This window comes from bacterium, from assembly GCA_021372615.1.
Lineage (GTDB): Bacteria > Armatimonadota > Zipacnadia > Zipacnadales > UBA11051 > JAJFUB01.
The window spans coordinates 13,674-39,983 of the sequence record JAJFUB010000150.1; the positions used below are offsets into that span (position 1 = coordinate 13,674).

General features: G+C 68.7%; 19 protein-coding genes and 1 tRNA gene. 18 read left to right on the top strand and 2 right to left on the bottom strand.

The annotated features are described in order from the left end of the window. Positions 1-51: 51 nt before the first annotated feature. Complete coding sequence (locus LLH23_21600) at positions 52-2,241, bottom strand: heparinase II/III-family protein (GenBank protein ID MCE5241067.1); 2,190 nt, start codon at positions 2,239-2,241, stop codon at positions 52-54. Between the two features lie 113 nt (positions 2,242-2,354). Continuing rightward, positions 2,355-2,657, bottom strand: a complete 303-nt coding sequence (locus tag LLH23_21605; GenBank protein MCE5241068.1) for a hypothetical protein — start codon at positions 2,655-2,657, stop codon at positions 2,355-2,357. A gap of 224 nt (positions 2,658-2,881) precedes the next feature. Between LLH23_21605 and LLH23_21610 the strand changes: the two genes are divergently transcribed. The 18 genes from LLH23_21610 (at position 2,882) to LLH23_21695 (ending at position 26,297) form a co-directional block, all read left to right on the top strand. After that, the gene (locus tag LLH23_21610; GenBank protein MCE5241069.1) at positions 2,882-4,888 is read left to right on the top strand and encodes a right-handed parallel beta-helix repeat-containing protein; all 2,007 of its coding nucleotides are present in this window, start codon (positions 2,882-2,884) and stop codon (positions 4,886-4,888) included. 249 nt (positions 4,889-5,137) lie between these two features. Further along, positions 5,138-6,898: an SH3 domain-containing protein gene (locus LLH23_21615; GenBank protein ID MCE5241070.1), complete on the top strand. Its 1,761-nt coding sequence runs from the start codon at positions 5,138-5,140 to the stop codon at positions 6,896-6,898. A gap of 116 nt (positions 6,899-7,014) precedes the next feature. Further along, positions 7,015-7,593 carry a DUF456 domain-containing protein gene (locus tag LLH23_21620; protein ID MCE5241071.1) on the top strand — a complete coding sequence of 193 codons (579 nt, stop codon included), beginning with the start codon at positions 7,015-7,017 and terminating at the stop codon, positions 7,591-7,593. Between the two features lie 175 nt (positions 7,594-7,768). After that, positions 7,769-8,197 (top strand): HIT family protein, encoded by a 429-nt coding sequence (locus tag LLH23_21625; protein MCE5241072.1) that lies wholly within the window; start codon positions 7,769-7,771, stop codon positions 8,195-8,197. A 13-nt stretch (positions 8,198-8,210) separates the two neighbouring features. Next, complete coding sequence (locus LLH23_21630) at positions 8,211-9,776, top strand: hypothetical protein (protein MCE5241073.1); 1,566 nt, start codon at positions 8,211-8,213, stop codon at positions 9,774-9,776. A 147-nt stretch (positions 9,777-9,923) separates the two neighbouring features. Next, a complete protein-coding gene (locus LLH23_21635; GenBank protein ID MCE5241074.1) occupies positions 9,924-10,757 on the top strand; it encodes a sugar phosphate isomerase/epimerase in 834 nt (277 codons plus the stop codon). Between the two features lie 122 nt (positions 10,758-10,879). Beyond that, positions 10,880-12,079, top strand: coding sequence for a Gfo/Idh/MocA family oxidoreductase (locus LLH23_21640; GenBank protein ID MCE5241075.1), 1,200 nt, complete (start codon positions 10,880-10,882; stop codon positions 12,077-12,079). A gap of 303 nt (positions 12,080-12,382) precedes the next feature. After that, complete coding sequence (locus LLH23_21645) at positions 12,383-15,286, top strand: DUF1638 domain-containing protein (protein ID MCE5241076.1); 2,904 nt, start codon at positions 12,383-12,385, stop codon at positions 15,284-15,286. A gap of 94 nt (positions 15,287-15,380) precedes the next feature. After that, on the top strand, positions 15,381-18,239 hold the full coding sequence (locus tag LLH23_21650) for a hypothetical protein (GenBank protein ID MCE5241077.1): 2,859 nt from the start codon (positions 15,381-15,383) through the stop codon (positions 18,237-18,239). Continuing rightward, positions 18,239-18,694 carry a YraN family protein gene (locus LLH23_21655; protein MCE5241078.1) on the top strand — a complete coding sequence of 152 codons (456 nt, stop codon included), beginning with the start codon at positions 18,239-18,241 and terminating at the stop codon, positions 18,692-18,694. The genes LLH23_21650 and LLH23_21655 overlap by 1 nt, the downstream gene beginning before the upstream one ends. Before the next feature lie 310 nt (positions 18,695-19,004). Next, positions 19,005-20,258, top strand: a complete 1,254-nt coding sequence (gene leuC / locus LLH23_21660; GenBank protein MCE5241079.1) for a 3-isopropylmalate dehydratase large subunit — start codon at positions 19,005-19,007, stop codon at positions 20,256-20,258. 368 nt (positions 20,259-20,626) lie between these two features. Beyond that, positions 20,627-21,127 (top strand): 3-isopropylmalate dehydratase small subunit, encoded by a 501-nt coding sequence (locus tag LLH23_21665; GenBank protein ID MCE5241080.1) that lies wholly within the window; start codon positions 20,627-20,629, stop codon positions 21,125-21,127. Positions 21,128-21,276: 149 nt separating this feature from the next. Further along, a complete protein-coding gene (gene der / locus LLH23_21670) occupies positions 21,277-22,650 on the top strand; it encodes a ribosome biogenesis GTPase Der (protein ID MCE5241081.1) in 1,374 nt (457 codons plus the stop codon). A 17-nt stretch (positions 22,651-22,667) separates the two neighbouring features. After that, complete coding sequence (gene plsY / locus LLH23_21675) at positions 22,668-23,330, top strand: glycerol-3-phosphate 1-O-acyltransferase PlsY (GenBank protein MCE5241082.1); 663 nt, start codon at positions 22,668-22,670, stop codon at positions 23,328-23,330. Next, positions 23,327-24,340 (top strand): NAD(P)-dependent glycerol-3-phosphate dehydrogenase, encoded by a 1,014-nt coding sequence (locus LLH23_21680; GenBank protein ID MCE5241083.1) that lies wholly within the window; start codon positions 23,327-23,329, stop codon positions 24,338-24,340. Before plsY ends, LLH23_21680 begins: the two co-directional genes overlap by 4 nt. 96 nt (positions 24,341-24,436) lie before the next feature. Next, the gene (locus LLH23_21685) at positions 24,437-24,709 is read left to right on the top strand and encodes an HU family DNA-binding protein (GenBank protein ID MCE5241084.1); all 273 of its coding nucleotides are present in this window, start codon (positions 24,437-24,439) and stop codon (positions 24,707-24,709) included. A 74-nt stretch (positions 24,710-24,783) separates the two neighbouring features. After that, positions 24,784-24,861: transfer RNA gene (locus tag LLH23_21690), tRNA-Pro, on the top strand. A gap of 182 nt (positions 24,862-25,043) precedes the next feature. After that, on the top strand, positions 25,044-26,297 hold the full coding sequence (locus LLH23_21695; GenBank protein MCE5241085.1) for an aminotransferase class III-fold pyridoxal phosphate-dependent enzyme: 1,254 nt from the start codon (positions 25,044-25,046) through the stop codon (positions 26,295-26,297). Positions 26,298-26,310 lie beyond the last annotated feature (13 nt).

The following is a 26,310-nucleotide window of genomic DNA, read 5'->3' on the forward strand; positions in this document are numbered from 1 at the left end:
CAGGCGAGTCGCCTGCCCGTCTGCCGTATTGGCTTGCCCTACTATGGCCCGCTACTCCGTCGCTGCCAGGCCCACCTGGGCCGCTACGACCTGGGTCAGGTCGGCGTCGGCGATCGTCTTCCCCTCCCGCACGATCCGGATGTGCCCGCCGATCGCCCCGGTCGTGGGCAGCGTGACCGTCACCTGCGCCCCGTGGGCCTGCAAGGTCAGTCGGGCCTGTCCCCCCTCCAGCCGCGCCTCCGCCGGCTCCATCACCGTCACGGTCTGATCGCCCACTTGCAGCAGGTGCAGGAACACGTCGTCCGCCCGCGCCGCGCCGGGCTTCACCTCCAGTCGCCACCGCCCCATCAGCTCCGGCACTTCCTTGTACTCCAGCTTCTTGATGCCGGTGTATTCGCTCTTCACAATCGCCTCGGCCGGCCCGGCGTTCAGGTCGTAGTTGACGCCCTCGACCAGGAACTCTCGGCCGGGCCCCCCGACCTTCTCCACCGTCGCGTCCGTCGGCAGCAGCGTCCGGCACAGCAGCCGCCCCTGGCCCTGATCCGCCCGCGCGGTGAGGCCGTCCATGGCCGGCTCATTGGCGAAGTGGATCAGCCACGTCTTGGCGTACTCCGGCTTCGTGGCCGCGACGCGGTCGAAGACGACGAAGTGATCCGGCATCACGAAGAGGAACTGCCGCACTATCTGCGCGCACTTCTCGGTGTTGTATGTGGGCGTCGCGTCCACCGCGACATAACTGTACGCGGGGTGGGTCTCGAAGGCGATGACCTTCGATCCGACCTGCTTGTCCTGCCCCCCGGCCTGCGCGACCACCGTGCCGTTCCAGTACGGCGAGGGCTTCTCCCCGGGCATCTTGATGAGCAGGCAGTTGTGGGCGATGGTCTGGGCGAAGTAGTTCTGCAGGTTGTCCGTGTTGCCCTGGCGGGTGCCGGTGTCGAGGGCCAGGTAGCCCTGCTTGAAGAGGGTGAAGTGCCCGGCGTCATAGTGCCGGTGCTGGGCGGTCGGCCCGTCCCCGGCGATCATGCAGTACGTGTCGGCAGGCCCGTCGCCCGAGCGCATGAAGACCTGCCCCATCAGCGGGAAGAAGCGCGCGGCGGGCAGCCGCCTGGGGTCCAGCGGCGCCGGGGCGCTGTCGAGGTCGGTCAGCAGGTACGGATGGATGCACAGGCCGCTGGTGGCGAAGTACACCGGGAAACGTTGGCGCAGGTATGCGGCCAGCGCCGCCTCCTGCGGCCGCGTCTTCCCGTACAGGGCCATGATGTGCGACAGGTGGTTGTACATGGGCCAGCGCGTCAGCCGGTTGTCCACGTGCGGCGTGTCGCCATAGCCGAACTCCAGCAGCCCCGGCAGCGCGTTCCACATGATGTAGTTGGGGAAGCCGGCGACGTAGGCCAGCTCCTCCCGGCGGTCCAGCCCCGCGGCCGACTTCATGCAGTGCAGGTAGTTCCACTCGGCGAGGGGGTATTCGCCCATGGAGTAGCCCAGCGTCGGTGAGGCCGCGCCCCCGTCGTCGCCGGCCATGCTGCGCCGGTGGGCGATGACCTTCTGGTAGGTCGCGTAGCCCTCGTTCAGGCACCGCAGCGCCATGGCGTCATCGGCGCCGGTGCGATGCAGCGCCAGGCCGGTGAACAGCGCGAGGTTGTCGTCGCCGTAGTAGCCGGTCTGGTAGCCCCCACGGTTCTGGCGCTGCTTGCCCTTGCCGTGGAGGGCCTCATCCACATGCTGGAGGAAGCCCCGCGCCAAGTCCATCCGCTCGGCTGCGGGCAGCTCGTTCCAGGTCCAGTCCAGCGCGCTCAGCCACTCCAGGCGGCTGAAGCCGTACCAGTTGACCGACTTGCCCTGGGCGAAGCAGGCCTGGTAGTAGTCCAGGCTGGCCCACAGCATCTGCCGGATGCGTTCCAGGCGCTGCGGGTCCGGCTCGATCCGCTGGACGAGGGCCGCTCCCATGAGCCGGTCCCCCCAGTCGTAGGCCTCGTAGGCGCTGCCCTCACGCTTGGGGGGCCGCTGGATCGCCGACCACTCCCCCGGAGGCTTCGGGTTGTCGGCCGCCTTGCGCACCTCGGCGAAGTGCTCCTTGAGCGGCCCCTTGGCCCGGGCTTTGACCGTCGGCCAGGTGTCGACGTTGAAGTACAGGCGGGGGTGATCGGGGCGGATCGTGCTCCAGTCAGGGGGCTGAGCCACTCCAGCCGAGCACAGGACCAGCAGGAGCGCCAGGCACACCGGCGGCCACAGCGAGGGCATGGTCATCACCTCTGCCCCGCAGTTCGCCAGCCCAAAGCGAAGAGCCTTCCGGACGCGGATGACTCATCCGCCGGAAGGCTCTCATGGTTCGCGTGCGACCAGATGTGTCGTGACTAGACCAGGACGGCAACGACCTTGTCGCCCTCGGCGACGTTGATGACCTTGACGCCGCCGGCGGTCCGGCTGCGCACGGAGATGTCGTCCACGTTGGTCATCAGGGCCATGCCCTGGGCGGTGATGATGAGGACGCGCTGGCCCTTGCCGGTCTTGACGTGCTCGGCCGCGGCCACTGCATCGCCCTCGCCGACCTTGAAGCCGCCAACGCCCTTGCCACCCTTGCCCTTGGTCGGGAACTGGGTCTCCTCGACTACCTTGCCCTGCCCCTTCTTGGTCACGATGAGAACTGCTTCAGCCATGTTGTTGTCTCCTTTGCCGGGTCCTTCCAGGTCGGGGGGTACCCCACCAGGTAACTCGAATGCAGCGATTTTAGCCCAAGCGCCGCCCTAGATGCAACATGAATCAGCCGCTGAGAGTGCGAGAGCGGGCGGCGGAGGTCCTCGCAGGGCGCCGGAGAAGGGGACGGGCGACGGCTCTACGCCGCCCCGAAGGCCGCCACCACCTGAGCCTGGAGAGCCCCCAGATGGCAACCACCGAGGCCGACTTCTACGTGAGCCCCGCCGGTCGTGACAGTTGGAGCGGGACCTGCCCCGAGCCGCAACGTGACGGCCGCGACGGTCCCTTCGCCACCCTCGCCCGCGCCCAGAAGGCCGTGCGCAAGCTGCGCGAGGCGGACGGCCGCCCCGTCACCGTGCTGATCCGCGGCGGCGTCTACCGCCTGGCCCGCCCGATCGTCTTCACCCCCCGGGACAGCGGCTCCGCCGAAGCCCCCGTCACCTACGCGGCGTACGGCGACGAGCGCCCGGTGTTCAGCGGCGGGCGGCTCATCACGGGCTGGACGAAGCGCCAGGACGGGATCTGGACCGCCGATCTGCCTGACGTCAAGGCAGGCAAGTGGGCCTTCAACCAGCTCTGCTGCGATGGGCAGCGGTGCGTCCGTGCCCGGCACCCCAACGAGGGCTTCCTGCGCACCGCCGGTCTGCCGCCGGGCATTGACAACCCGCACACCCAGCGCGGTAACCCGGCCGCCTGCCAGACGCTGAGCTTCCGCCCCGGGGACATCAAACGCTTCCATAACCTGGAGGATGTGAACCTCTTCGTCTACCACGCCTGGACGGCCTCGCTGCACTGGATCGAGAGCCTCGACCCGCGGCGCCACGCGGTGACCTTCACGGCCCCCTCGGGCTGGCCGCTGGGGTACTGGGAGGCCGAGCAGCGCTACGTGATCGAGAACTGCCTGGAAGCCCTCGACATGCCCGGCGAGTGGTACCTCGACCGCAAGCAAGGGCGGCTCTACTTCATGCCCCAGCCCGGCGAGGACCCCAACGACTCCGAGTTCGTGGCCCCGGTGCTGCGGGAACTCCTCGTTTTCAGGGGCAACCCGGCGCAGGAGCAGGTCGTCCAGCACGTGCATCTGCGCGGGCTGTCCTTCCAGCACGCCGACTGGCACATCCCCGACCGGGGCCGCGCGGACGGGCAGGCTGCCATCTGGCTCAGCGGCGCCGTCTTCGGGCGCGGGATGACCCACTGCTCGCTGGAGGACTGCGAGGTCGCCCACGTCGGCACGTACGCGGTGTGGCTGGAGCGGGGTTGCCGGGACAACGCCCTCCGGCGCTGCGAGTTGCACGACCTGGGGGGCGGCGGGGTGAAGATCGGCGAGACCTGCACCGTCACCGACGCGAAGCTCGCGACTGCGCACAACGCGGTAGATAATTGCTACATCCACGGCGGCGGGCAGGTCTTCCCGGCCGGCGTCGGGGTCATCATCCTGCGCAGCAGCTCCAACACCGTCACCCACAATGAGATCAGCTACCTGTACTACACCGGGGTCTCAGTGGGCTGGAGCTGGGGCTACGCCCCCAGCTCGGCCAGTCAGAACGTGATCGAGTACAACCACATCCACCATATCGGGCAGGGCGTGCTGAGCGACATGGGCGGCATCTACACCCTGGGCATCTCCCCCGGCACCCGCCTGCGCTACAACCTCATCCATGACGTGGAGTCATACAGCTACGGGGGCTGGGGTCTGTACCCGGACGAGGGCAGCACGCACATGCTGCTGGAGAACAACATCTGCATCCGCTGCAAGACCGGCGGCTTCCACCAGCACTACGGCCGCGAGAACGTCATCCTCAACAACATCTTCGCCGACGCCACGCTGATGCAGGTGGCGCGCAGCCGCGAGGAGCCCCACGCCTCCTTCACCTTCGAGCGCAACATCGTGTACTGCACCAACCCCACGGTCCTGGGCGGGTCGTGGAAGAACAACAACTACCGCATGGAGCGGAACATCTACTGGAACGCCAACGGGCCGGAGCTGGACTTTGGCGGCCTGACTTTCGGGCGCTGGCAGGCCGAGGGGCGGGACCTGGAGTCCGTCGTCGCCGATCCGCTCTTCGTGGACCCCGAGCACGACGACTTCCGCCTCCGGAAGGGCTCACCGGCCCTGAAGCTGGGGTTCCACCCCATCGAGACCGACAAGATCGGCCTCTACGGCCCGCCGGAATGGGTCAAGAAGCCACGGCGGTAGCGGACACAGGAGCCGCACAGCCACCCGTCCGGGCGATTCCGGGCGGGCAGCTGGCCCCGGAGCCGGCTCCCCGGATGGTGCCTGTGCCCCCGTCCCCTGACACATATCGAATACATACCATACTGCATTGTGTCGAGCCACCGGGGGTTGACTTCGCTTTTCCGGGGGCCTTATACTTTTGGCGCTATGCATCTCCGAAAACTGGTGGGCTTCGGCCCTTTGAGAGCGGTGGGGCTGGGGATCGCCCTGTTGGCAGTCTGCGTACACCCTGAGCCGGCGCTGGCCGCCAAGGCGCGTGCGGCGTGGGTGATCCCTGAGACCCTCAACGTCCGGTCCGGGCCGCGGATGGACAGCAAGAGGATCGATTCCCTGTCCCGCGGCGCCAAGGTCTACGTCATTTCCTTCGGCAACAAGTGGTGCTGGTGCTCGCTGCCGGGCGGCGGCAAGGGGTGGATCGCCGAGTGGTACCTGCAGTTCTCGGCGGACAAGGGCCGGCAGATCGCCCACTCAGCGGGCAAGTCCCCCGCGACGCATGTCAGCCGGTCGAGCCCCCCGGCCTGGGTCAAGGTCGCGGCGGCCAATGTCCGCAGCGCCCCGGGCCTGGGCGGCGACTCGTACGGGACGCTGGACAGCGGGACCAAGGTCTACGTGTTGGCCCGCCGGGGCGACTGGGCCAAGTGCAAGACCCCCGGTGGATCCGGCTGGATCCGGAACGACCTGCTGGAGTACAGCATGGCAGCCGGGCGCAAGCTGGCGGGGACCGGGGGCTCCGCCCCGCACGCCAGCTCCCCAGCTCCGAAGGTCGCAGCCGCCTCCGGCAAGGCCTTCGTGCTGGAGGACAAGGTCGCGCTCCGTTCCGGCCCCGGCAGCCGCTTTGACCGCAAGGCCACCGTCGTCAAGGGCCAGACGCTGTACATCTCGGGCACCAAGGGCATGTGGCGCAAGGTTACGGTCCATGGCGGCCACAGCGGCTGGATTGCCGCGTGGCTCATCAAGGAAGACAAGCCCAAGTCGCTGCCCGGAAACGCGAACACGCCCGACGTGGCGCGGACGGACAGGGTGCTGACGGCCTGGGTAACGGCCGACACCGCCCGTATCCGCGAGCGCCCCAGCAGCGAGGCCAAGGTCAAGTTCTCGCTCAAGCAGGGCACGAAGATCCACGTGGCGGCTGTCTGCGGCCACTGGTGCAAGATGCGCACGCTGTCCGGCAGCTATGGCTGGGTGGCCGGCTGGCTCATCAAGTTCGTGCCGCCGGGTACGGCCGTGACCGCCACGGAGGCCGGTGAGAAGGTCGAGGTCAACGTGGGCTGGGTGGCGCGACCGGTCGTGAACCTGCGCACCGCTCCCAGCACCGACGCCGCGACCAATGGCGACGCCCGGCTCGGAACCCGCCTGCTGATCATCGGCAAGAAGCCCGGCTGGTACAAGGTGGCGCTGGAGGACGGGAACATCGGCTGGATGTCGGCGCGGCTGGTGGACACCCGGTCCGAGCGCATGGTGCGCTATCGGGTCGCCACGGCCGGCAAGAGCGCCTCCAAGGAGTCCTCGTCGGCCACGCTGCAACAGGCCTCGCTCAGCGGTGCGGATGACTTCCCCTCACCGACCGCCGGGGGCAACGACGACGATGCCCCCAGCAGCGGCATGGGCGCCGATCTGGTGGCCACGGCCAAGCGGTTCATTGGTTGCTCGTACGTGCGCGGGGCCTCGCGCCCCGGCGCCTTTGACTGCTCCGGCCTGACCTCCTACGTCCACCGCGTCCACGGCATAGATATCTCGCGCTCGTCCGTGGCCCAGTTCCGCCAGGGCACGCCGGTCGCCCGTGACGACCTGCAACCGGGCGATGTCGTCTTCTTCCAGAACACCTACAAGCGCGGCATCTCCCACGTCGGCCTGTACATCGGCAACGGCCGCTTCGTACACGCCAGCAACCACCGGGGTGGCGTGAAGATCACCGGCCTGGACGAGGACTACTACGCGCGGCGCTATGTCGGCGCCCGCCGGATGTACTGAGCCCCGCCGGGGCCCACCATGCTCCTGATCCGCCAGGGACCTCCTGAAGCACGGAGGTCCCTGTGCTGTCTGGAGACAATCTCCACCCGTATCGCCGCCGTACCGAGACGAACAACATGATGAGTGTTCTGATAGTCATAGGTTACATTCTGTTCGTGCTCGTCCTGCTGTCGGGGATCATCGCGTGCCTGTGCGGCATGGCCGGCACGCTCCTGATCCTGCTGGCCGGCGTGGGCCTGTCGGCGGCCACGCACTGGCAGCGGCCCAGCCTGTGGGTCCTGCTGGTCCTGGCGGTCCTGGGGATCGGGGCGGAGGTCCTCGACAACGTCCTCAGCGCCGTGGCGACGCGGCAGCAGGGGGCGAGCAGCCGCACCGGTTGGGTGGCCATGCTCGGGGGGATCGGCGGCGCGCTGATCGGCTCGTGGATCGGCCCGCTGGTCGGTGCTGTCGGCCTGGTCGGCGGCCCGCTGGGGTTCATCATCGGGGTGGTGCTCATTCCCCTCGTCCTGGCCGGGGTCGGGGGCTACTGCGCCGCGTACTGGTATGAACTGCGCCAGGGCAAGACGCCCGAGGAGGCCCGGCAGGCGGGCAAGGGGGCCCTGGTCGGGCGGCTGCTGGGTGTCATGGGCAAGACGCTGATCGCCGTCATCATGTCCGGCGCCCTGCTGTGGATCGCGTTCGTGCACCCGAAGTAGACGTCCCGGCGTGGTGTGTAGCTTCGGCAATCACTCACATCGCAGTAACGCGGGCGGCCTCGCCCGCGCCGAGGCCGGGCAGGCGAGGCCGCCTGCCCTACTGGACGGGGAGGGTACCTACCCTATCTACAGGGGACGCCCCGCCGGGCGGCGCACGGTGGCGCGCGGAGGTTACGTGAAGGACTGCATCTTCTGCCAGATCGTCGGCGGCGAGGTCCCGGCGGCGGTGGTGCTCGACGACCCCTCCGCCGTGGCGTTCCTGGACCGTCGCCCGCTGCTGCCGGGCCACACGCTGCTTGTTCCCCGTGCTCATGTCCCCACGCTGATGGACCTGCCGCCCGAGCTGGTGGAGCCGCTCTTCCAGCGGGCGCGGTTGCTGGCGCAGGCGGTCCAGCAGGCCCTGGGGGCCGATGGCATCTTCGTGGGGATCAACAACCAGGTCAGCCAGAGTGTCCCGCATCTGCACATCCACATCGTGCCGCGTCACCGGGGGGACGGCCTGAAGGGGTTCTTCTGGCCGCGGAGACAGTACGAGAGCGAGGCGGCCATGGCCGACATCGCCACCCGCATCCGCCAGGCCCTGGCGAACCTCCAGGAGCCCTAAGGACGTGATGGACATGCCCCGCCCGCTCGTCTGGCTGCTGTTGCCGCTCCTGTTGTCGGCCCTCCCCGCCTGCGCCCAGCCCCCCGACCTCTCCCCCGCCCGCAGCCGCCTGGGCATCAACCTCAACGGGCCCACCGACTGGAACTCCGAACTGCCTTTTGTGGACGTGTTCCGCCTGTCGCGGGCGTGGATCAGTCAGCGCCAGGGGGAGGGCTGGGGCAAGGGCCCGGCTCTGCAGCGCGATGCCAGGGGCTGGGTCACGCAACTGGAACCCAACTGCTGGGCGGACACGCCCATGTGCACCATCCGGGGCGGGCACTTCCCCAAGGGTCGCTACACGTGCCTATACGAGGGCCAGGGGGAGATCGAGTTCTGGGGCGCCTCGGCAGTCATCGAGAAGGCCCCCGGGCGGCTGGTGGTCGAGGTGAACCCCGAGGCGGAGGTCATCTGGCTGCGCCTCCGCCAGACCAACCCGCAGGACTACGTCCGCAACATCCGCGTCGTCATGCCGGGCTGTGAGCAGACCTATGCCCGGGAGCCCTTCCGGCCGGGCTTCCTGGAGCGCTGGGCCTCGATGAACACGATTCGCTTCATGGACTGGATGCTGACCAACCATGATCTCCCCGGCACGTCGGCGGCCCGGCCGACGCCGGACTACTGCAACTTCACCGAGCGCGGCGTGCCCGTCGAAGTCATGGTGGACCTGTGCAACCGCCTGAAGTGCAACCCGTGGTTCTGCATGCCCCACCGGGCTGATGACGACTACACGCGCCAGTTCGCCAGGTACGTCCACGAACACCTCGACCCCTCGCTGAAGGTGTACGTGGAGTACTCGAACGAGGTCTGGAACAGCATCTTCCCCCAGTGCCGCTATGCCCAGCAGAAAGGCCAGGAGCTAGGCCTGGGGCCCAGGGAGCGGCCGTGGGAGGGCGGGGGCATGTACTATTCGCGCCGCAGCCTGCAGATCTTCCGCCTCTGGCAGGAGGTCTTCGGGGGCCGCTCCCGCCTCGTGCGGGTCCTGGCGTGGCAGGCGGTCAACCCGTGGTGGGTGGAGCACATCATCCTGCCGACCGACGAGGCCTTTGCCAGCGCCGACGCCGTGGCCATCGCCCCGTACTTCGGGCCGCTGGTGCCCCCCACCAGCACCGAGGGCCGTCCCGGTGCCGACCAGGTGGACAACTGGACCGTGGACCAGTTGCTCGACTACGTGCAGCAGACCACGCTGCCCCAGGCCCTGGAGGCCATCCGGCAGCAGAAGATCATCGCCGACCGCTTCGGGCTGAAGCTGGTGGCATACGAGGCCGGACAGCATCTGGTGGGCCTCGGTGCGGCGCAGAATGACGAGAAGCTGACCGCGCTGCTCACGCAAGCCAACCGGCACCCGCGCATGGGGGCGCTCTACACGCAGTACCTGGACGGCTGGAAGGCCGCCGGGGGCGATCTGATGTGCATGTTCAGCTCGGTGAGCGCCTGGGGCAAGTACGGCAGTTGGGGGCTCAGCGAATTCTACGACGAGGCGGAAGCCGATCACCCCAAGCTGAAGGCCGTCACGGAGTGGATGCGGAATAACCCGCGCTAAGGCGGCTGGCAACGGGCCAGGAGGAAGCCAGTAGGGCGGGCGGCCTCGCCCGCCCCTTCGCCTGCGCGGGCGAGGCCGCCCGCGCTACTCGGGCCCCATGGGGCCCGGATCACGCATCCCGATTCCCGGTCACAAGGAGACCACCCCATGAAGCTGTCTGTCATGCTCTTCCCGTTCCATGGCCCCGTCACCGATGGGTCGCTGACGCCGCAGGCCGCCGTGGACGCCATTCAGTCCGTCGGCATCGGCGCGATCGAGCCGATGCTGTCGAACCTCGACGCCACCCCCGGGCCGTGGGAGCAGTTCATAGACCTGTGCCGGGCGGCCGGTATCCAGGTCAGTTGCGTGGACATCGGCGCGAACCTCGTGGGCAATAACGACGAGGAGCGCGCGAAGGCCCTCGAGACCGTGCGGCGCGGCCTGGACCTGTGCGTGGACCTGGACTGCCCGGTGGCCCTGATCGCCGGTAGCCGGCCCGGCGAGGGCATGAGCAACGAGGAGGGGCGCGCGATCTACTCGCAGGGCCTGGCGAAGTCTGCCACCATGGCGCTGGAGCGCGGCATCATCCCCACCATCGAGGACTTCGGTGTCTACCCCGAGTTTGCGTGCCGGTCGGACCATGTGCGCGAGGTCGTCACGGGTGCCGGCCCCGACGTGAAGGTCACCTGGGACAACGGGAACTTCATCCTGGCCGATGAGATGCCCATGCACGCCTACGCGGCCCTGCGCGACCTGACGGTCCATACGCACATCAAGGACTTCGTCCTCGACCCCGCGGGCCAGGCCAGCCTGAAGAGCCCCTCGGGCAAGGCCCACAAGAGCATCGGGATCGGCCTGGGCGACTGCCAGGTGCGCGAGGGCGTCACGGCCCTCAAGCAGGACGGCTTCGACGGCTGGGTGTCGCTGGAGATCGGCAGCAACCGCGTCCAGGAGATGCTGGACGGGGCCGAGTTCGTGCGCAAGGTGTGGGACGAGGCGTAGGCCGGTACGCCCGACACTCCTGTCGGGCGCAGGCGACGAATCCGCCCGACAGGAGTGTCGGGCGTACTGCTGCATCGGCATCGGCGGGATACAAGCCCCCGCCCTACAGAAGAGGCAACAACATGGACAAGCTACGCATTGGCATCCTCGGCATGCGCCGGGGGATGTCACATCTGCACAACTTCCTGGCCGTCGAGGAGGCCGAGGTCATCGGCGTCGCCGATCGGCTACCGGACCGCCAGGAGGCGGCCGCAAAGGTCCTAGATGACAAGGGCTGCAAGGCTCGCATCTGCAACGAGTATGAGGAGTTGCTGGCGATGCAGCCCGATGCCCTCGTCGTCGCCAGCAACGGCCGGGCCCAGTGCGGCCATGCCGTACAGGCGCTGGAAGCCGGCTGTCATGTGCTCTCGGAAGTCCCGGGGGCGTTCTCGCTTCAGGAGTGGCTGAAGATCCGCGACACCTCCGAACGCTGCGGCAAGCAGTACATGATGGGCGAGAACCTGTGCTTCATGGACTTCATCCGCTACTGGCGCAAGTGGATCGAGGCGGGCCAGTACGGTCAGATGTCCATCGCCGAGGCCGAGTACCTGCACTACCTGCCCCACACCATGACCAACGCCAAGGGCGAGTTCTTCAAGCCTTCACAGGCCAAGGAGCAGGGGCTCAAGGACGTCTTCCCCACCTGGCGCGCCGACCAGCCGCCGATTGGCTACCTGACCCACGACCTCGGTCCGCTGCTGGAGGTGCTGGACGACCGCGTGGTGACCGTCACGTGCATGAGTGGTCCCTGGCGCTGCCAGGAGGCCCCCCTGCGCCCCGACGGCCAGATCGCGCTGTTCCACACCGCCAAGGGCCTGCTCATCCAGATCCTGGTGACGCTCAACACGGTCCGCCCCAGCGAGCACCGCTTCCGCCTCTTCGGCACCGGCGGCAGCCTGGAGTGGACCCTCTACGAGCAGTTCTGCCGGCGCTTCGACAGCAGCCGGGCGGAGAGCGACGGCTGGGAGGTCGTGAACATCGGCCTGGCCGCCAAGGACACCGACCCCACCACCGGCCATGGCGGCACGGACATCAACCTGGCGCGGCAGTTCACCCGCTGCCTGCTCAAGAACGGCACGGTGCCCATTGACGTGTACCGCAGCATCGAGTACTCGCTGCCGGGGATCATCGCCGGGCAGTCGGCCGACCTGGGCGGTGTCCCGCTGGCCATCCCCGACCTGCGCCGCGAGCCGTTCGTGCACACGGACTTCTGGAAGGTCGTCGGCTTCCCCGAGGACGAGCCGGAGGGCAAGCCGTTCAAGGAGATCATGGAGCTGGGGTAACGACCTGAACGGCATCCTCACCCCCAACCCTCTCCCTCGCCCGCGATACGGCTGCGGGCTCCGGAGAGGGGAACCACGGGCGACCACATTGTGGCTACGCAGCCACGGAGCGACAACCAACCGCCCCTACCCATCTTCCTCGCCCGCGATGCGGCTGCGGGCTCCGGAGAGGGGAACCACGGGCGACCACATTGTGGCTTCGCAGCCACAGAGCGACAAGCGACTGCCCCTCTCCGGAGCGGAACGAAGTGGAGCGAGGGAGAGGGGAAGGGGTGAGGACGCCGTTTGCCGTACGGGAGATACATGCGACTCAAGATCATCGCCTGTGGCGTACTGGAACCTGAACTGACGCACCTCGCCGGGGAAGCCCCGCACGAGGTCGTGATCGAGCTGCTCGAGGCCGGACTACATGACCGGCCGGACCTGCTGCGCGAGCAGGCGCAGGCGGCCATTGACCGCACCGAAAGCGAGGGGGGCTTCGATGCCCTCGCGCTGGGCTACGGGCTGTGTGGGCGCGGCGTGGCCGGGCTCATCGCCCGCAGCATCCCTGTCGCCATTCCCCGGGCCCATGACTGCATGACGCTCTTCATGGGCTCGCGCGCCGCCTACCGCAAGCAGTTCGCCGCCGAGCCGGGCACGTTCTACATCACGCCCGGCTGGTACGAGAACAAGGTGCGCCCGCTGGGGCATGACAAGGAGAAGCATTACGACAGCGGCTGCGACCTGACCGAGGACTCACGGTTCGCCGCTCTGGCGGACAAGTACGGCCCCGAGCGCGCCGCCTACATCATCCACTTCCACGATAGCTGGAAGCGCAACTACACCCGCGCCGCCTACATAGACACCGGCGCCCCCCACCCCGAGAAGTACGAAGCTTACGCCCGGCAGATGGCCGAGGACCTGGGCTGGCGCTATGAGCGCCTCTCGGGCGACCCGCACCTGCTGCGCAAGCTCGTCGATGGCGAATGGGACGAGGACGAGTTCCTGGTCCTCCAACCCGGCCAGCGCGCCACAGCCAGCGGCGACGATGGCGTGCTGGCAGCGATCACCGCGGGGGCTGACCCCGTTCCGACCACTCCGCCCCATGATGACCACCAGACCGACGCCCGGAATGGGGTCTGTCCCCCCCAGGCACCCACACAGACGGGGACAGCCCCCAGCGCGGGAGCTTCCTCGCCAACTCCTCCCTCCGCTACCGGCCGCGATGGGGACAGTCCCCTGGTCGGCACGATAGGCCTGGGGATTGACGCGGGGGGGACTTATACCGACTGTGTCCTGTATGACCTGGACCACCGCCGGGTCATCGCGAAGGCGAAGGCCATCACGACTCACCACAACCTGATGCTGGGGATTGACGAGGGATTGCAGGCGCTGACATTGCCTGACCCGGCGGCAGTTCGTGTCGTGGCGCTGTCCACGACGCTGGCGACCAACTCCATCGTCGAGGGCAAGGGCGGGCGGCCTGGCGCCATCATCATGTCGCCGCTGTCCGCGCCCGGTCAGGACATCAACTGGCGGCCCCTGCGGCACGTCGCCGGGGCCATGGACATCCGCGGGGATGAACTGGAGCCCCCCGACCGGGACGAGATCGCGCAGGCTGTCCGCGACCTGCTGACCGAGGGCGTGGATGCCTTCGCCGTCTCCGGGTATGCCAGCGTCCGCAATCCGGGCCACGAGCTGCTGGTGCGCGAGGTCATTCGCGCCCACTGCTCCCTGCCCGTGATCTGCGGGCATGAGCTGTCCCAGCGCCTGGACTACCTCGCCCGCGCCAACACGGCCATCCTGAACGCCCGGCTGCTCAGCGTCATCGGCAAGCTGCTGGAGGCGGTCAAGCAGTCGCTGGCCGGTCTGGGCATCGCGGCGCCGGTCATGGTCGTGAAGGGCGATGGCTCGCTCATCAACGAGCAGACGGCGCGGGAGCGGCCGGTGGAGACCGTTCTGTCCGGCCCGGCGGCGAGCGTGTCCGGGGCCCGGCACCTCACGGACATCACCGAGGGCCTCGTCTTCGACATGGGCGGCACCACCACCGACAGCGCGGTGCTCAGCCAGGGGATGGCCCGCCTGCACCCCGAGGGCGCGCTCGTCGGCGGCTGGCGCACGAGCGTCGAGGCCGCGCAGATCAACACCATCGGCCTGGGCGGCGATAGCCACATCGCGTTCAATGCCGACCGGGACCTGCTCATCGGCCCGCGCCGCGTGCTGCCGGTCTGCTACCTGATGGCGCAGAACCCCCAACTGGTGCCCAGCCTGCGCCGCATTGACCCCCGCTTCATCACCAACCGCACCAGCTCACAGCCGCTGGAGTTCTTCCGCCTCGGCCGCGACCACGAAGACGCGCCCTTGCCCGAGCGCGATCTGCGGATGGTGGCCGCCCTGCAGGAGGGGCCGCTATCACGCGAGGACCTGGCGCGACGGCTGGGGCTCGTGGAGGCCTCGCTGCTGCGGACCGCCCACCTGGAGGACCTGGGCTTCGTCCAGCGCTCCTCGCTGACCCCCACCGACCTGCTGCACGTCACCGGCGAGTTCACGCACTGGGACGTGGCAGCCGCCCGGCTGGCCCTGGACATCTTCGCCGAGCTATACGGCGCCGACCCGGACGAGATCATCGAGCGCGCCCGGGACGAGATCGTCCGGCGACTGTGCCTGCAACTGGTGCGCCACGTGGCCGACCGCGACCTCGGACCGGCAGGGGCGGGCGCCGGCCCTGGCATGGCCGAGTACCTGCTGGACCTGGCGCTGTCGGACAGTGCCACGGGCCCCCTGCAGTTGACGTTCACCTACAACGACACGATCGTGGCCCTGGGGGCGCCGGTGCATCCGTTCTTCCCCGAGGTCGCCCGCCGCCTCAACGCCCGGCTCGTCATCCCCGAGCACGCCGAGGTCGCCAACGCCATCGGGGCGGTCGCCAGTGAGGTCGTCGTGCGCGAGAAGACCGTGGTGCGCCCCGGCGAGCTGTCGGCGTACGTGGTGCACTCCCGGCAGGGCAAGCGTGAATACGAGAAGCTGGAGACGGCGCTCGAGGCGGCCAAGCAGGAGGCGCGAGAGCTGGCCGTGGAGCGCGCCAGCCGCTCTGGCGCGGCGTCACCGAAGCTGCGGCTGGATGTGGATGAGCGGCGGGGCCTGCTGGCCGACGGCCAGGAGGAGCTGATCGAGGTCGTCATCGAGGCCACGGCGTCGGGGCGGCCCCTGCTGGAGGTCGCGACGTAGGGGGGTGTTCTCCCTCCGGTCCAGGAGGGGCAGGGCGCAGTCAACACGTGTCCGGGGGTCTGCCAAGATCATGCCCCATCGCCTGCTGTGTCCGTTGGCACTCCTTCTCCTGGCCGCGCCATGGGTCGCCGCGCGTCCGACTGTCCTCGAAGACGGTGAGCGCTTCACCGTCACCGGCCAGGCCTACCGGGTCGTCTTCGCCCGCGCCAGCGCGGAGGTGTCGTACGAGCTGCGCGATGCGGCCGGGGCCTGGCAGCCCGTGGCCGCCACGCCCCGCGACACCGTCAGCGCCCTGAACGCCGACGGCGGACTGATGGAGGCCGGTCGCCAGCGCGCGACATGGGAGACGACCACGGGTGCCGACTATGTGGCCGTCAGCCGTCGGACGCGCCTCGGCCTCACCGGCCGGCTTACCGTCCAGACGGAGTACCTTTGCAGCGATGGCGGCGTGCTGGTCGGCTATCGCGTCCAGGGCGCCCCTGCTGCGGGCACGTACTGGTCGCCGCCCCGATTTGGCCTGCGCCCGGCGGATTGGGACAGCTATGCCTTCTACGGCCCCGACGGTCGGCGCCATGCCGGGCCCCTGGCGGCCCTACAGCCGCTCCCGGCCTATGCGGGTGTGTCGCCGTGGGGCGCGCAGGGCGACACGGTGCCCCGGCTCGATCCCCGCCACCCGCTGCTGATGATCCGCTCGGCGGCGCGCCCCCAGGGCCTCGGTGTGGTGTACGTGGACTACGACGGCGCCTGGCAGGGGGCCAGCGGCTTCATCCAGCGGCATACGCCAACGGCGCTCTTCTTCTACTCGGGCATGTCCCCGGCGACCGATGACCGCGTGCGCTGGGCGTGGCTGGCGCCGTTCGCCGCCCTGGACGCGCCGGCCGAGGCAGCTCACGTCGAGGCACTGCTGCGTCAGGGCGAGGCCCTCGTGAAGTCCTACACACCCCCGACAACGACGATACCCGAGGACTGGCTCAAGCCCGTTCCCGACTTCCCGACCGCGCTGCGGCGTACCGCCCCCGTGTCGGACATCCGCGAGGCCGCCGTCTACACGATCAACGAGTCCATCACCTCAGCCGAGGGGATCGAGCTGGCGCGCAAGGCGGGCTCAGATGTCCTGATCCGGGCCTGGTTCAAGTGGGGCGGGGCTCCCAAGGTGAGCCAGTGGCAGGACCTGCCGACTCAGGCCCACGCCCTCGGCGCCCTGTTCGGCGGGGGCATCACCTGCAGCGCCCTGTATGACACGGAGAATGGCCTGACGCCCGAGGAGATAGCCGACATGGCGACCCGCGGGCCTGACGGGCAGTTCGTGGACGCCTGGGACACCCCCGGCCTGCGCCATGGGTCACTGTCGAGCCCTGCCTATCTCGACTACCTGTTCCGCTGGTGCCGCGAGCAGATGGACGCCGGGGCTGATTATCTGTTCATGGACGAGACCACCGCGGCACTCAGCGAGCGGGAGGGCTATGACGACCACTCGCTACGCGACTTACGCGCCTACCTGCTGCACGACTGCGCGCAGACGCAGGGCTGGAAGCCTGATGACCCACGCTGGCGGGACACGTGGGGAGTGCCACTGGACAACCGCCAGGTCTGCCCCGATGGCACCATGGCTTCCTTCGACTACCGGGGCTACCTGCGCGCGCTGGGCATTGTCGAGAAGCCCAACCAGGAGCGGAACAAGCTGACGCTCCTGTGGCGGCAGTTCCGCAGCTTCCGGGACGACCGCGCCTGGAAGGCGCTGACCGACCGGATGCGCGAGTACGCCCGGGCGCAGGGCCGCCGGCTGCTCATCAGCGGCAACGGCCTGGTCAAGTACGTGGACTTGCAGGTACTGGGGGTCTGGGGCAACTGGCGGGTGCGGGACGGCCATGTGGACCTGTCGGAGAGCCTCATGCCCCACTGGCGGAGCCTGGTGGAGCGGGGCGTAGCGGCGGCCGGGAAGCCGGTGCCGGTGGTGCTGTTCCATGACTGGGGCTTCGGCGAGCCCCCCTTCCCCTGGCTGGCCGTGCCGCCGCCGGACCGCGAACTGTGGATGCGCACGCGCGGGGCCGAGATCTACGCCGCCGGGGGCTTCTTCGCCTTCCCGGTGCTCGGTCCGTTCCACTGCAATGCCGCCGAGGACGGCACGCTGGGCTGCATCGCCTCGCAGGCTGCCTTCTACCAGGCCCACCGCGACCTGTACCTCCAGGGCCGCTACCTGGGCTGCGAGCGGTTGACCTCGGACACCGACCGCCTCAGCCTCGCCGCCTGGTGGCACCCGGAACGCCAGGCCCTGCTGGTGCATGTCATCAACCGTGCGGCCGAGGGCGCGGCGCTGACGCCGCGCCAGGTCATCACCATCCGCTTGCCGCTCACTGTCGCGCCCACCACGGCCACGGTCATCTCCCCCGACGCGCCCGGTGAGACCCCGGCACGGTGCCGCCTCGCGGGCAAGGCCCTGGAGCTGACGCTGCCCGTGCTGCAGGCCTATGATGTCGCCATCCTGCAGTATGGGGCAGAGCCGGACCTGACGGCTCTCGCCGACCCGATCTACGCGCGCCCGACGCCGCGGTGGGGTCGCCCCGAGCGCAGTGAGTTCCGAGTGGGCCCGGGGGGCGCAGTCGGGAATGTCTCCGACCTGGTGTCCTACCTGCAGGGGCTGCTGCACACGGAGTTGCGCAACCCGCCCACGTTCCTGGTCCGCGCGGAAGCGCCAGGGAAGCTGGAGGTGCATGTCCGCGCCGTGGCGGCTGCCGGGGCGCGGCTGGAGTACCGGGTGGACGGCGTGATGGTCCAGACGGTGGACCTGCCCGACCTGGACGGCAAGAACGACGGCGGCGTGCTGGAATACAACCGGACGGTGTCGTTCGACATCCCGGCGGGGGAGCACAAGCTCACCGTGGACAATGTGGGGGGCGACTGGGCCGTGATTGACTGGTACGGCTTCCGGGGCAAGCTCCTGGAGGCCCGTTAGTGCCGCCCCCGAGGCTGCAAGAGCACTGGCTGACGCGCGCGTGGAGGGCCTTCGACCTGTGGTTCTTCGGGCCGTCCGCAGAGTCTGTCACCCGCACGCGTGGTCAGGAAGCCGAGGACCTCGCGGCCCGCTACCTGCAGGCCAAGGGCTACAGCGTCCTGGAGCGCAACTGGAAATGGCACCGGGGGGAGCTGGACCTGGTCTGCCTGCACGGGGAGTGCGTGGTCGTGGTCGAGGTGAAGTCCTCGCGGGCCGACGAGGCCTACCATGCGGCGGACCGCGTCGGGCCGACCAAGCGCCGCCAGCTCTGCAGGCTGACCGAGCACTTCCTCAAGCAGCGGCGCTGGCTGGGCCGTCCGGTGCGGATAGATGTGGTCGAGGTGACGTTCGACAAGGACGGGCAGCCGACCATCCGCCACCTGGAGGCGGCCGTGACCGAGGCACGGCGGCGCTGAGGCCGCGAGCCTCGGGGGAACGGGCCGATGGGCCCCAAGGGCAGAGCGGAATAGTGCGGGCTTCCAGCCCGCCCATGGCCAGCGCGGGCTGGAAGCCCGCACTACCTCCCTTGTCGGTCTGACAGCAGCCCCCCATGCGCCCCGGGCCGGTGCCTTGACAGGGGCGGCGCAGCAATCTACACTCTCCTCAAGCGGGCTCCCCCCAAGAGGGAGCCCTTGTTCGCCTATTGCGGGCGTGAGGACACGCCCGTCCACGCGGGATGTGGCCTCTCCACCCCGGAGCCATGTGCCGTCCATACGAGGTGCCTCCATGACCATCACCGAGAAACTGCTGGCCCGTGCCGCCGGACTGGACGCCTGCAAACCGGGCGACTTTGTCACCTGCAAGCTGGACCTGGTGCTCGCTAACGACATCACCGCCCCCATCGCCATTGACCAGTTCTTCGAGATCGGGGCCACCGAGGTCTTCGACCGCGACAAGATCGCGCTGGTGGCCGACCATTCGACCCCGACCAAGGACATCAAGGCCGCGCAGCTGGTCAAGAAGATGCGCGACTTCTCGCGCCAGATGGGCCTGACGAACTTCTACGAGGGCTGCCATGGCGGGATCGAGCACATCATCCTGCCGGACTTCGGGCTGGTGCTGCCCGGCGATGTCGTCATCGGCGCGGACAGCCACACCTGCACGTACGGGGCGCTGGGGGCCTTCTCGACGGGCGTGGGCTCCACCGACGCCGGCGCTGCCATGGCTACCGGCGAGATCTGGTTCCGCGTGCCCGAGAGCATGCGCTTCTCCTTCTCCGGCCCCAAGAACAAGTGGGTCACGGGCAAGGACCTGATCCTGTACACGATCGGCCAGATCGGCGTGGACGGCGCGCGCTACCGGGCGATGGAGTTCGTGGGCGATACCATCGAGGCGCTGCCGATGCATGAGCGCTTCACGATCTGCAACATGGCCATCGAGGCCGGGGGCAAGTCCGGGATCATTGCCCCGGACACGACCACGGAGGCCTGGGTGGCACCGCGCGCGAAGCGCCCGTATACCATGATGGCCAGCGACCCCGACGCGGAGTATGTCGAGACGTTCGACTGGCAGACCCCCGACATCGAGCCGCAGGTGAGCTTCCCGCACCTGCCCGAGAACGCCCGGGGCCTGTCGGAGGTCGGGGAGGTCAAGATAGACCAGGCGGTCGTCGGGGCCTGCACCAACGGGCGGCTGGAGGATCTGCGCCTGGCGGCCGAGGTGCTCCAGGGGCGGCAGGTGGACCCGAACGTGCGCTGCATCATCATCCCGGGCAGCCAGGAGATCCACCTGCAGGCCACGCGCGAGGGCCTGGTGGAGCTGTTCCTGGAGGCCGGCTGCGTGTTCAGCCCGCCGACGTGCGGCCCGTGCCTGGGCGGCCACATGGGCATCCTGGCCGAGGGCGAGCGCGCCATCGCCACCACCAACCGGAACTTCGTGGGCCGGATGGGTCACCCGGCCAGTGAGGTGTACCTGGCGAATCCGGCCGTGACGGCCGCCAGCGCCATCCTGGGGCGGATCGGCGGGCCGGAGGAGTTGTAGGGGAGAAGCGAACTGCAATGAAGATGAGCAGTAGAGGGGTCATCACTGTACCCAAGGCGCTGCGAGAGCAGTTCGGTCTGCTGCCGGGAGGCGACGTGGAGTGGGTGGACACAGACGCAGGGCCACTGCTGCGGCGTAAGGCGTCGCCAGACGAACAGGAAGTGGACAGGCGAGAGGCGAAAAGGCGAGCTATCGAGGCAATCAACCACGCTGCCGGCGCGTGGCGACTTGAGGACCATCCGGAACTGCTCAACGAAGAGACGCTGCAGCGTTGGCGTCGTTGCCTTGGGGGAGGGACGGAGTTCCGTCTGTCGCCCACTGAGTACGCACAATGGCGGCGACGTGTTGAGGAAGAGAGGCGCACACCCATGCCCATCACAGGCACAGCACACAAGTTCGGCGACCATGTAGATACCGATGTCATCATCCCGGCCCGGCACCTGGGCACGACCGACCCGGCGGAGCTGGCCTCGCACTGCATGGAAGACATTGACGCGGAGTTCATCAAGCGCGTGCAGCCCGGCGACGTCATGGTCGCGGGCCGCAACTTTGGCTGCGGGTCCTCGCGCGAGCATGCCCCCATCGCCATCCAGGCCGCCGGGGTGTCGGTCGTCATCGCCGAGACCTTCGCGCGCATCTTCTACCGCAATGCGCTCAACATCGGCCTGCCGATCGTCGAGTCGGCGGAAGCCGCGGCCGGGATCAGGGCCGGCGACCAGGTCGAGGTGGACCTGGAGGGCGGGACGATCAAGAACCTGACCACCGGCCAGGCGTTCACCTTCGCCCCGCTGGTCGGCGCGGCCCAGGACCTCATCCAGGCCGGCGGGCTGGTGGCACTGACCAAGCAGAAGCTGGCAGCGAGGGCGTAGGCGTACCCGATCACCAGAGACGGACGGGGGTTGAAACCCCCGCCTATCAGAACCGTCCCTACGGGACGGGGAAGGGGCGTCCCGGAGGGACGCTTCGGCAAGGCGGGCCCTTCAGGGCCCGATGGGGTCCGGGGGTTGGGATCTGCAGCATGGCCTTACCAGTCGTCGCGATAGTCGGTCGCACCAACGTCGGGAAGTCATCCCTGTTCAACCGCCTCGTCGGACGGAAAATGGCGGTCGTGGAGGACTTCCCCGGCGTCACGCGCGACCGCCTTTATGCCGAGGCCGAGATGGATCAGCGCCAGGTGCTGCTCGTGGACACCGGCGGGATCGTCGGCGGCGAGGGGGACGAACTGTTCGCCCGGGTCAAGGGGCAGGCGGCCACGGCCTTGAAGCAGGCCGACGTCATCGTCATGATGGTGGACGGCCGGGAAGGCCTGACGGGACTGGACCACGAAGTGGCGGACATTGTCCGGCGGTCGGGTAAGCCGTACGTGCTGGCCGCCAACAAGATGGAGAAAACCTCGCTGGACTCGGAGGCCTTTGCGGAGTTGCGGCTGGGGCTGCCGATTGACATCTCGGCCATGCACGGGCGGGGGCTGCAGGAACTGGTCGAGGAGGTCGAGGAGCTGCTGCCGCCCGAGGAGCCGGCGGAGGCCGAAGCCGAGCAGGCGCTGGCGGTGGCGATCATCGGCCACCCCAATGTCGGCAAGTCGGCGCTGACGAACGCCATCCTCGGCGAAGAGCGCGTCATTGTCAGCGATCTGCCCGGCACGACCCGCGACTCCATTGACACGGTCTTCGAGCGCGAGGGAGAGCGCTGGCGGCTGATTGATACGGCGGGGCTGCGCCGCCGGGGCAAGCGCCAGGACACGGAGTTCTATACCAGCCTGCGGACGCTGCGCTCCCTGTCGCGAGCGCAGGTCGCGGTGGTCGTGGTGGATGCATATGAGGGGCCCAGCGCCCAGGATGCGCGCGTGGCCGGCGAGGCGCACGAGGCGGGACGCGCGATGGTCGTGGTGGCCAACAAGTGGGACCTGCTCAAGCAGTACGCCCAGCCGAATGAGGACCATCCGGAACTGAGCCCGCAGAAGGCCGAGAAGGCCCTCAAGAGCGATCTGCAGCGCCTGATCGGCCAGGAGATGCCCTTCGCCTCGTATGTGCCGCTCGTGTTCACCAGCGCCGTGACCGGGGAGGGGCTGCCGGAGTTGCTGCAGACGGTGCGGCAGGTGGCGGACAACTTCCGCCGCCGCATCGAGACAGGCAAGCTCAACCGCACGATCCGCGATGCCCTGGCCCGTCATGCGCCCCCGACGCGCAAGGGGAAGCAGCTCAAGATATACTACGCAACACAGGTACGGGCCGAACCACCCACCTTCGCGCTGTTCGTGAACGACCCGCAGCATGTCCATCTGTCGTACGAGCGCTACCTGGTGAACGTGCTGCGCCAGGAGTACGACTTCACCGGCACGCCGATCCGCATCTTCTGGCGCGCGCGCCGGCGGGAGGATGAGGAACGCTGAGCAACCCGTCTGTCGGTGTGGCGGCGATCATCGGCAGCTACCTGTTCGGCGGCGTCCCGATCGGGCTGCTGGTCGGGCGCGCTAGGGGCATTGACGACATCCGCAAGTACGGCAGCGGCAACATCGGGGCCAGCAACGTGCTACGGGTGATCGGCGTCAAGGCCGGGCTGTTCGTGTGGGCCATGGATGCCATGAAGGGGCTGCTGCCGGTGGTGGTGGCCCGCTACGCCGTGTTCCCGATGGTGGAGCCCGTGCCGGGCACAGGGGTCGTGGCGGGGGCGCCGGAGCGGCTGTGGTGGCTGGCGGCGGTGGCGCTGGCGGCGATGGTCGGGCACTGCTTCTCGCCCTATCTGAAGCTCACCGGGGGCCGGGGGGTGTCCACCAGCCTCGGCGTGATCCTCGGGCTGGACTGGCGCGTGGGTGTGATCTGCTTTGCCTGCTGGGTGGCCATCGTGGCCGTCACCCGCTACATCTCGCTGGGCTCGATGATCGCGTGTGCGCTGGCGGCGCCGATCCTGTGCCTGTTTGGCGCACCGGCTCCCTTCGCCGTGGCCATCGCGCTGGTGGCGCTGGTCGTCATCATCCGCCATATCCCCAACATCGGGCGCCTCCTGGCCGGCACCGAGCGCAAGATCGGCCAGAAGGAGCGCCCTGCCTCCGACACTGAGAGCGCATCGTGAGTAGTTCACAGCCCATCACTGCGGTGCTGGGGGCCGGGGCCTGGGGCACCACCCTCGCCTGCTTGCAGGCCGGGAAGGGCCGCAAAGTGCGGCTGTGGGCCCGGCGGCCGGAGTTCGCGGCGCAACTGGCGAGAGAGCGCGAGAACCGCGACTACTTGCCCGGCACTCCGCTGCCGGAGGCGGTCGCGGTCACCGGAGACTTGCGGGCGGCGCTCGAGGCTGCCGGTCAAGTGATCGTCGCAGTGCCCTCCCACGGGCTGCGGGAGGTCATGGGCCAGGCTGTCCCCCACCTCGCGCAGGGCGCGCTGGTCGTGTGCGCCACGAAGGGCCTGGAGCGGCCGTCCGGGCGGCGCATGAGCCAGGTGCTGGACGAGACGCTGGAGGACCGGGCGCCCCGCATCGTGGCGTTGTCGGGGCCCAACCTGTCGGCCGAGATCATCGCCGGGGAGCCCGCCGTCAGCGTGGCTGCCTCGGACGATATGGCGGCAGCCCTGGAGGCCCAGGAGTTGTTGTCAAATAGCCTCTTCCGCGTCTACACCAATTCTGATATAATAGGTGTCGAGCTTTGTGGGGCGATCAAGAACGTGATCGCCATCGGGGCGGGGATCGGCGACGGTCTGGGTTTTGGCAACAACGCCAAGGCTTCGTTGCTGACGCGGGGGATGGCGGAAATGAGGCGTCTGGGGCTGAAGCTGGGGGCCCAGGCGGACACCTTCGCCGGTATCGCGGGCATGGGTGATCTCATCGCCACCTGCCACAGCCACCATAGCCGTAACTGGACTGTGGGCTACCGCCTGGGGCGGGGTGAACGCCCCGACGAGATCACCGGTAGCCTGCACAGCGTGGCCGAGGGCATCTTCACAACCTTTGCGGCTCGCGACAAGGCGCGTGAGGTCGGGGTGGAAATGCCAATCACCGAGACGTTGGCGCGGGTCCTGGCGCAGGAGATCCCGCCTGCCGAGGCCGTGAAGTACCTGATGGCGCGGCGCTGGCGGGCGGAAGAGGAGTAGCGATTCAGGCTGACCTGTGGTCAGTCGGGATATCGGACCGGGCTGGCGAGCGGCTGCGGATATCACAGTTGGGAGGGCTCAAAGATGGCCGCAACGATGGGCAAAGCCGATGTCGCGGACATGGTCGCCGAGAAGACCGGCCTGAGCAAGAAGGATGCCGCTGCCGCACTGGAAGCCTGCATGGGCGTGATCACCGCCGCGCTCAAGCGGGGAGACAAGGTCCAACTGACGGGCTTCGGGGTGTTCGAGGTCCGCACGCGCAAGGCGCGCAAGGGCAAGAACCTGCGCACCGGCGCGACGATTGACATTCCGGCGAGCAAGGTGCCTGCCTTCAAGGCGGGCAAGGGGCTCAAGGACGCCGTCAAGTAGCATCGGCAGCAGCCGGCAGACGTCAGGGCACCACTTCGGGCGGTGTCGGCGGAATGACTGCCGGTCAAGAGTGTCGGGGCGTGGCGCAGTTTGGTTAGCGCGTTGGACTGGGGGTCCAAAGGTCGCTGGTTCGAGTCCAGTCGCCCCGACCATATTCTTCCTGTTAGTGACGCAGGCCAACAGGCGCCCAGGACCATAGCGGCCCTGGGCGTTTGTGGTTTGAGGTGCGGGCGTCTCGGCCTCCACGCCTCTGCGGGCTGGAAGCCCGCACTACGGGCCGGTGGCGGGCTGGAAGCCCGCACTACAGACTGTACGACAGAAGGGTTCCCTCCTCATGCCCAACTCCCCCGAACTGCTCGAGCAGACCTACAACCGCTACATGAAGCATGTCAGCCCCGGCATGGCCACGATCGTCCGGTTCATGGGTTTTGAGACGGTCGAGTGGCGCTCCGAGGGCTGCTATGTGTACGGCCCGGAGGGCGAGAAGTACCTGGACTGCCTCGGCGGCCCCGGGGTGTTCACCTTCGGCCATCGCCATCCACGGATCGTCGAGGCAGTGTCGCGGCAACTGCAGGAGATGCCGCTGTCCTCTCACCTGCTGCTCGACCCGGTGCTGGCCGAGGCGGCCGAGGCTGTCGCCGGGATCGCCCCCGGGGACCTGCAGTACTCGTTCTTCTGCAACTCGGGCGCGGAGGCCATCGAGGGGGCGCTGAAGATCGCCCGCATGTACACGCGCCGTCCGCACTTCGTCTGCGCCGTCAATGGCTTCCATGGCAAGACCTTCGGGGCGCTGAGCGCTTCGGGGCGCGACACGTACAAGACGCCGTTCGAGCCGCTGCTGCCGGGCTTCACCCACGTGCCCTTCGGCGACACCGAGGCGCTGCGGGCCGCGGTCAACGACCAGACGGCCGCGGTGCTGCTGGAGCCGATCCAGTGCGAGGCCGGGATCATCGTACCGCCGGAGGGCTACCTCCGGGCCGCGCGCGAGATCTGCGACGCCGCGGGGGCGCTGCTGATCCTCGACGAGATCCAGACCGGCTTCGGGCGCACCGGCGCGACCTGGGGCTGTGACCACGAGGGCGTGGCGCCCGACATGATGACCCTGGGCAAGGCGCTGGGGGGCGGCGTGGTGCCGGTGGGCGCGTTCATGGCCCGCCCGGAGATCTGGGAAGTGTTCCACGACAACCCCTACATCCACACCACGACGTTCGGCGGCAACCCCCTGGCCTGTCGGGCGGCCATCACCGCCGTGCAGGTGCTGCAGGAGGAGGGCATCGCCGAGCTGTGCCGCGTGCGCGGCGCCGAACTGCTGGCAGGGATTGGGCAGGTGGCCGCGGAATATCCGGAGTTGGTCAGAGAGGTGCGCGGCAAGGGTTTGCTGGTCGGCGTGGAGTTCGCCGACGCCGACATTGGCAACCTGGTCATCGCGGGCCTCGCCCAGGAGCACATCCTGACGGCGTTCACGCTCAACCGGCCGGAGGTCTTCCGGCTCGAGCCCCCGGCGGTCATCACCAGCGACGAGATCGCCATGGTGGTCGCGGCGTGCGGCCGGGCCATCCAGTCCACCAAGGAACTGCTGCAGTTGTAGCGTTCCGACGAAC

Bases quoted from the DNA above. Each gene is read 5' to 3' on its own strand.
- LLH23_21600 (MCE5241067.1), bottom strand. From the start codon at position 2,241: ATGCCCTCGCTGTGGCCGCCGGTGTGCCTGGCGCTCCTGCTGGTCCTG.
- LLH23_21605 (MCE5241068.1), bottom strand. From the start codon at position 2,657: ATGGCTGAAGCAGTTCTCATCGTGACCAAGAAGGGGCAGGGCAAGGTA.
- LLH23_21610 (MCE5241069.1), top strand. From the start codon at position 2,882: ATGGCAACCACCGAGGCCGACTTCTACGTGAGCCCCGCCGGTCGTGAC.
- LLH23_21620 (MCE5241071.1), top strand. From the start codon at position 7,015: ATGATGAGTGTTCTGATAGTCATAGGTTACATTCTGTTCGTGCTCGTC.
- LLH23_21630 (MCE5241073.1), top strand. From the start codon at position 8,211: ATGCCCCGCCCGCTCGTCTGGCTGCTGTTGCCGCTCCTGTTGTCGGCC.
- LLH23_21635 (MCE5241074.1), top strand. From the start codon at position 9,924: ATGAAGCTGTCTGTCATGCTCTTCCCGTTCCATGGCCCCGTCACCGAT.
- LLH23_21640 (MCE5241075.1), top strand. From the start codon at position 10,880: ATGGACAAGCTACGCATTGGCATCCTCGGCATGCGCCGGGGGATGTCA.
- LLH23_21645 (MCE5241076.1), top strand. From the start codon at position 12,383: ATGCGACTCAAGATCATCGCCTGTGGCGTACTGGAACCTGAACTGACG.
- leuC (MCE5241079.1), top strand. From the start codon at position 19,005: ATGACCATCACCGAGAAACTGCTGGCCCGTGCCGCCGGACTGGACGCC.
- LLH23_21665 (MCE5241080.1), top strand. From the start codon at position 20,627: ATGCCCATCACAGGCACAGCACACAAGTTCGGCGACCATGTAGATACC.
- der (MCE5241081.1), top strand. From the start codon at position 21,277: ATGGCCTTACCAGTCGTCGCGATAGTCGGTCGCACCAACGTCGGGAAG.
- LLH23_21685 (MCE5241084.1), top strand. From the start codon at position 24,437: ATGGGCAAAGCCGATGTCGCGGACATGGTCGCCGAGAAGACCGGCCTG.
- LLH23_21695 (MCE5241085.1), top strand. From the start codon at position 25,044: ATGCCCAACTCCCCCGAACTGCTCGAGCAGACCTACAACCGCTACATG.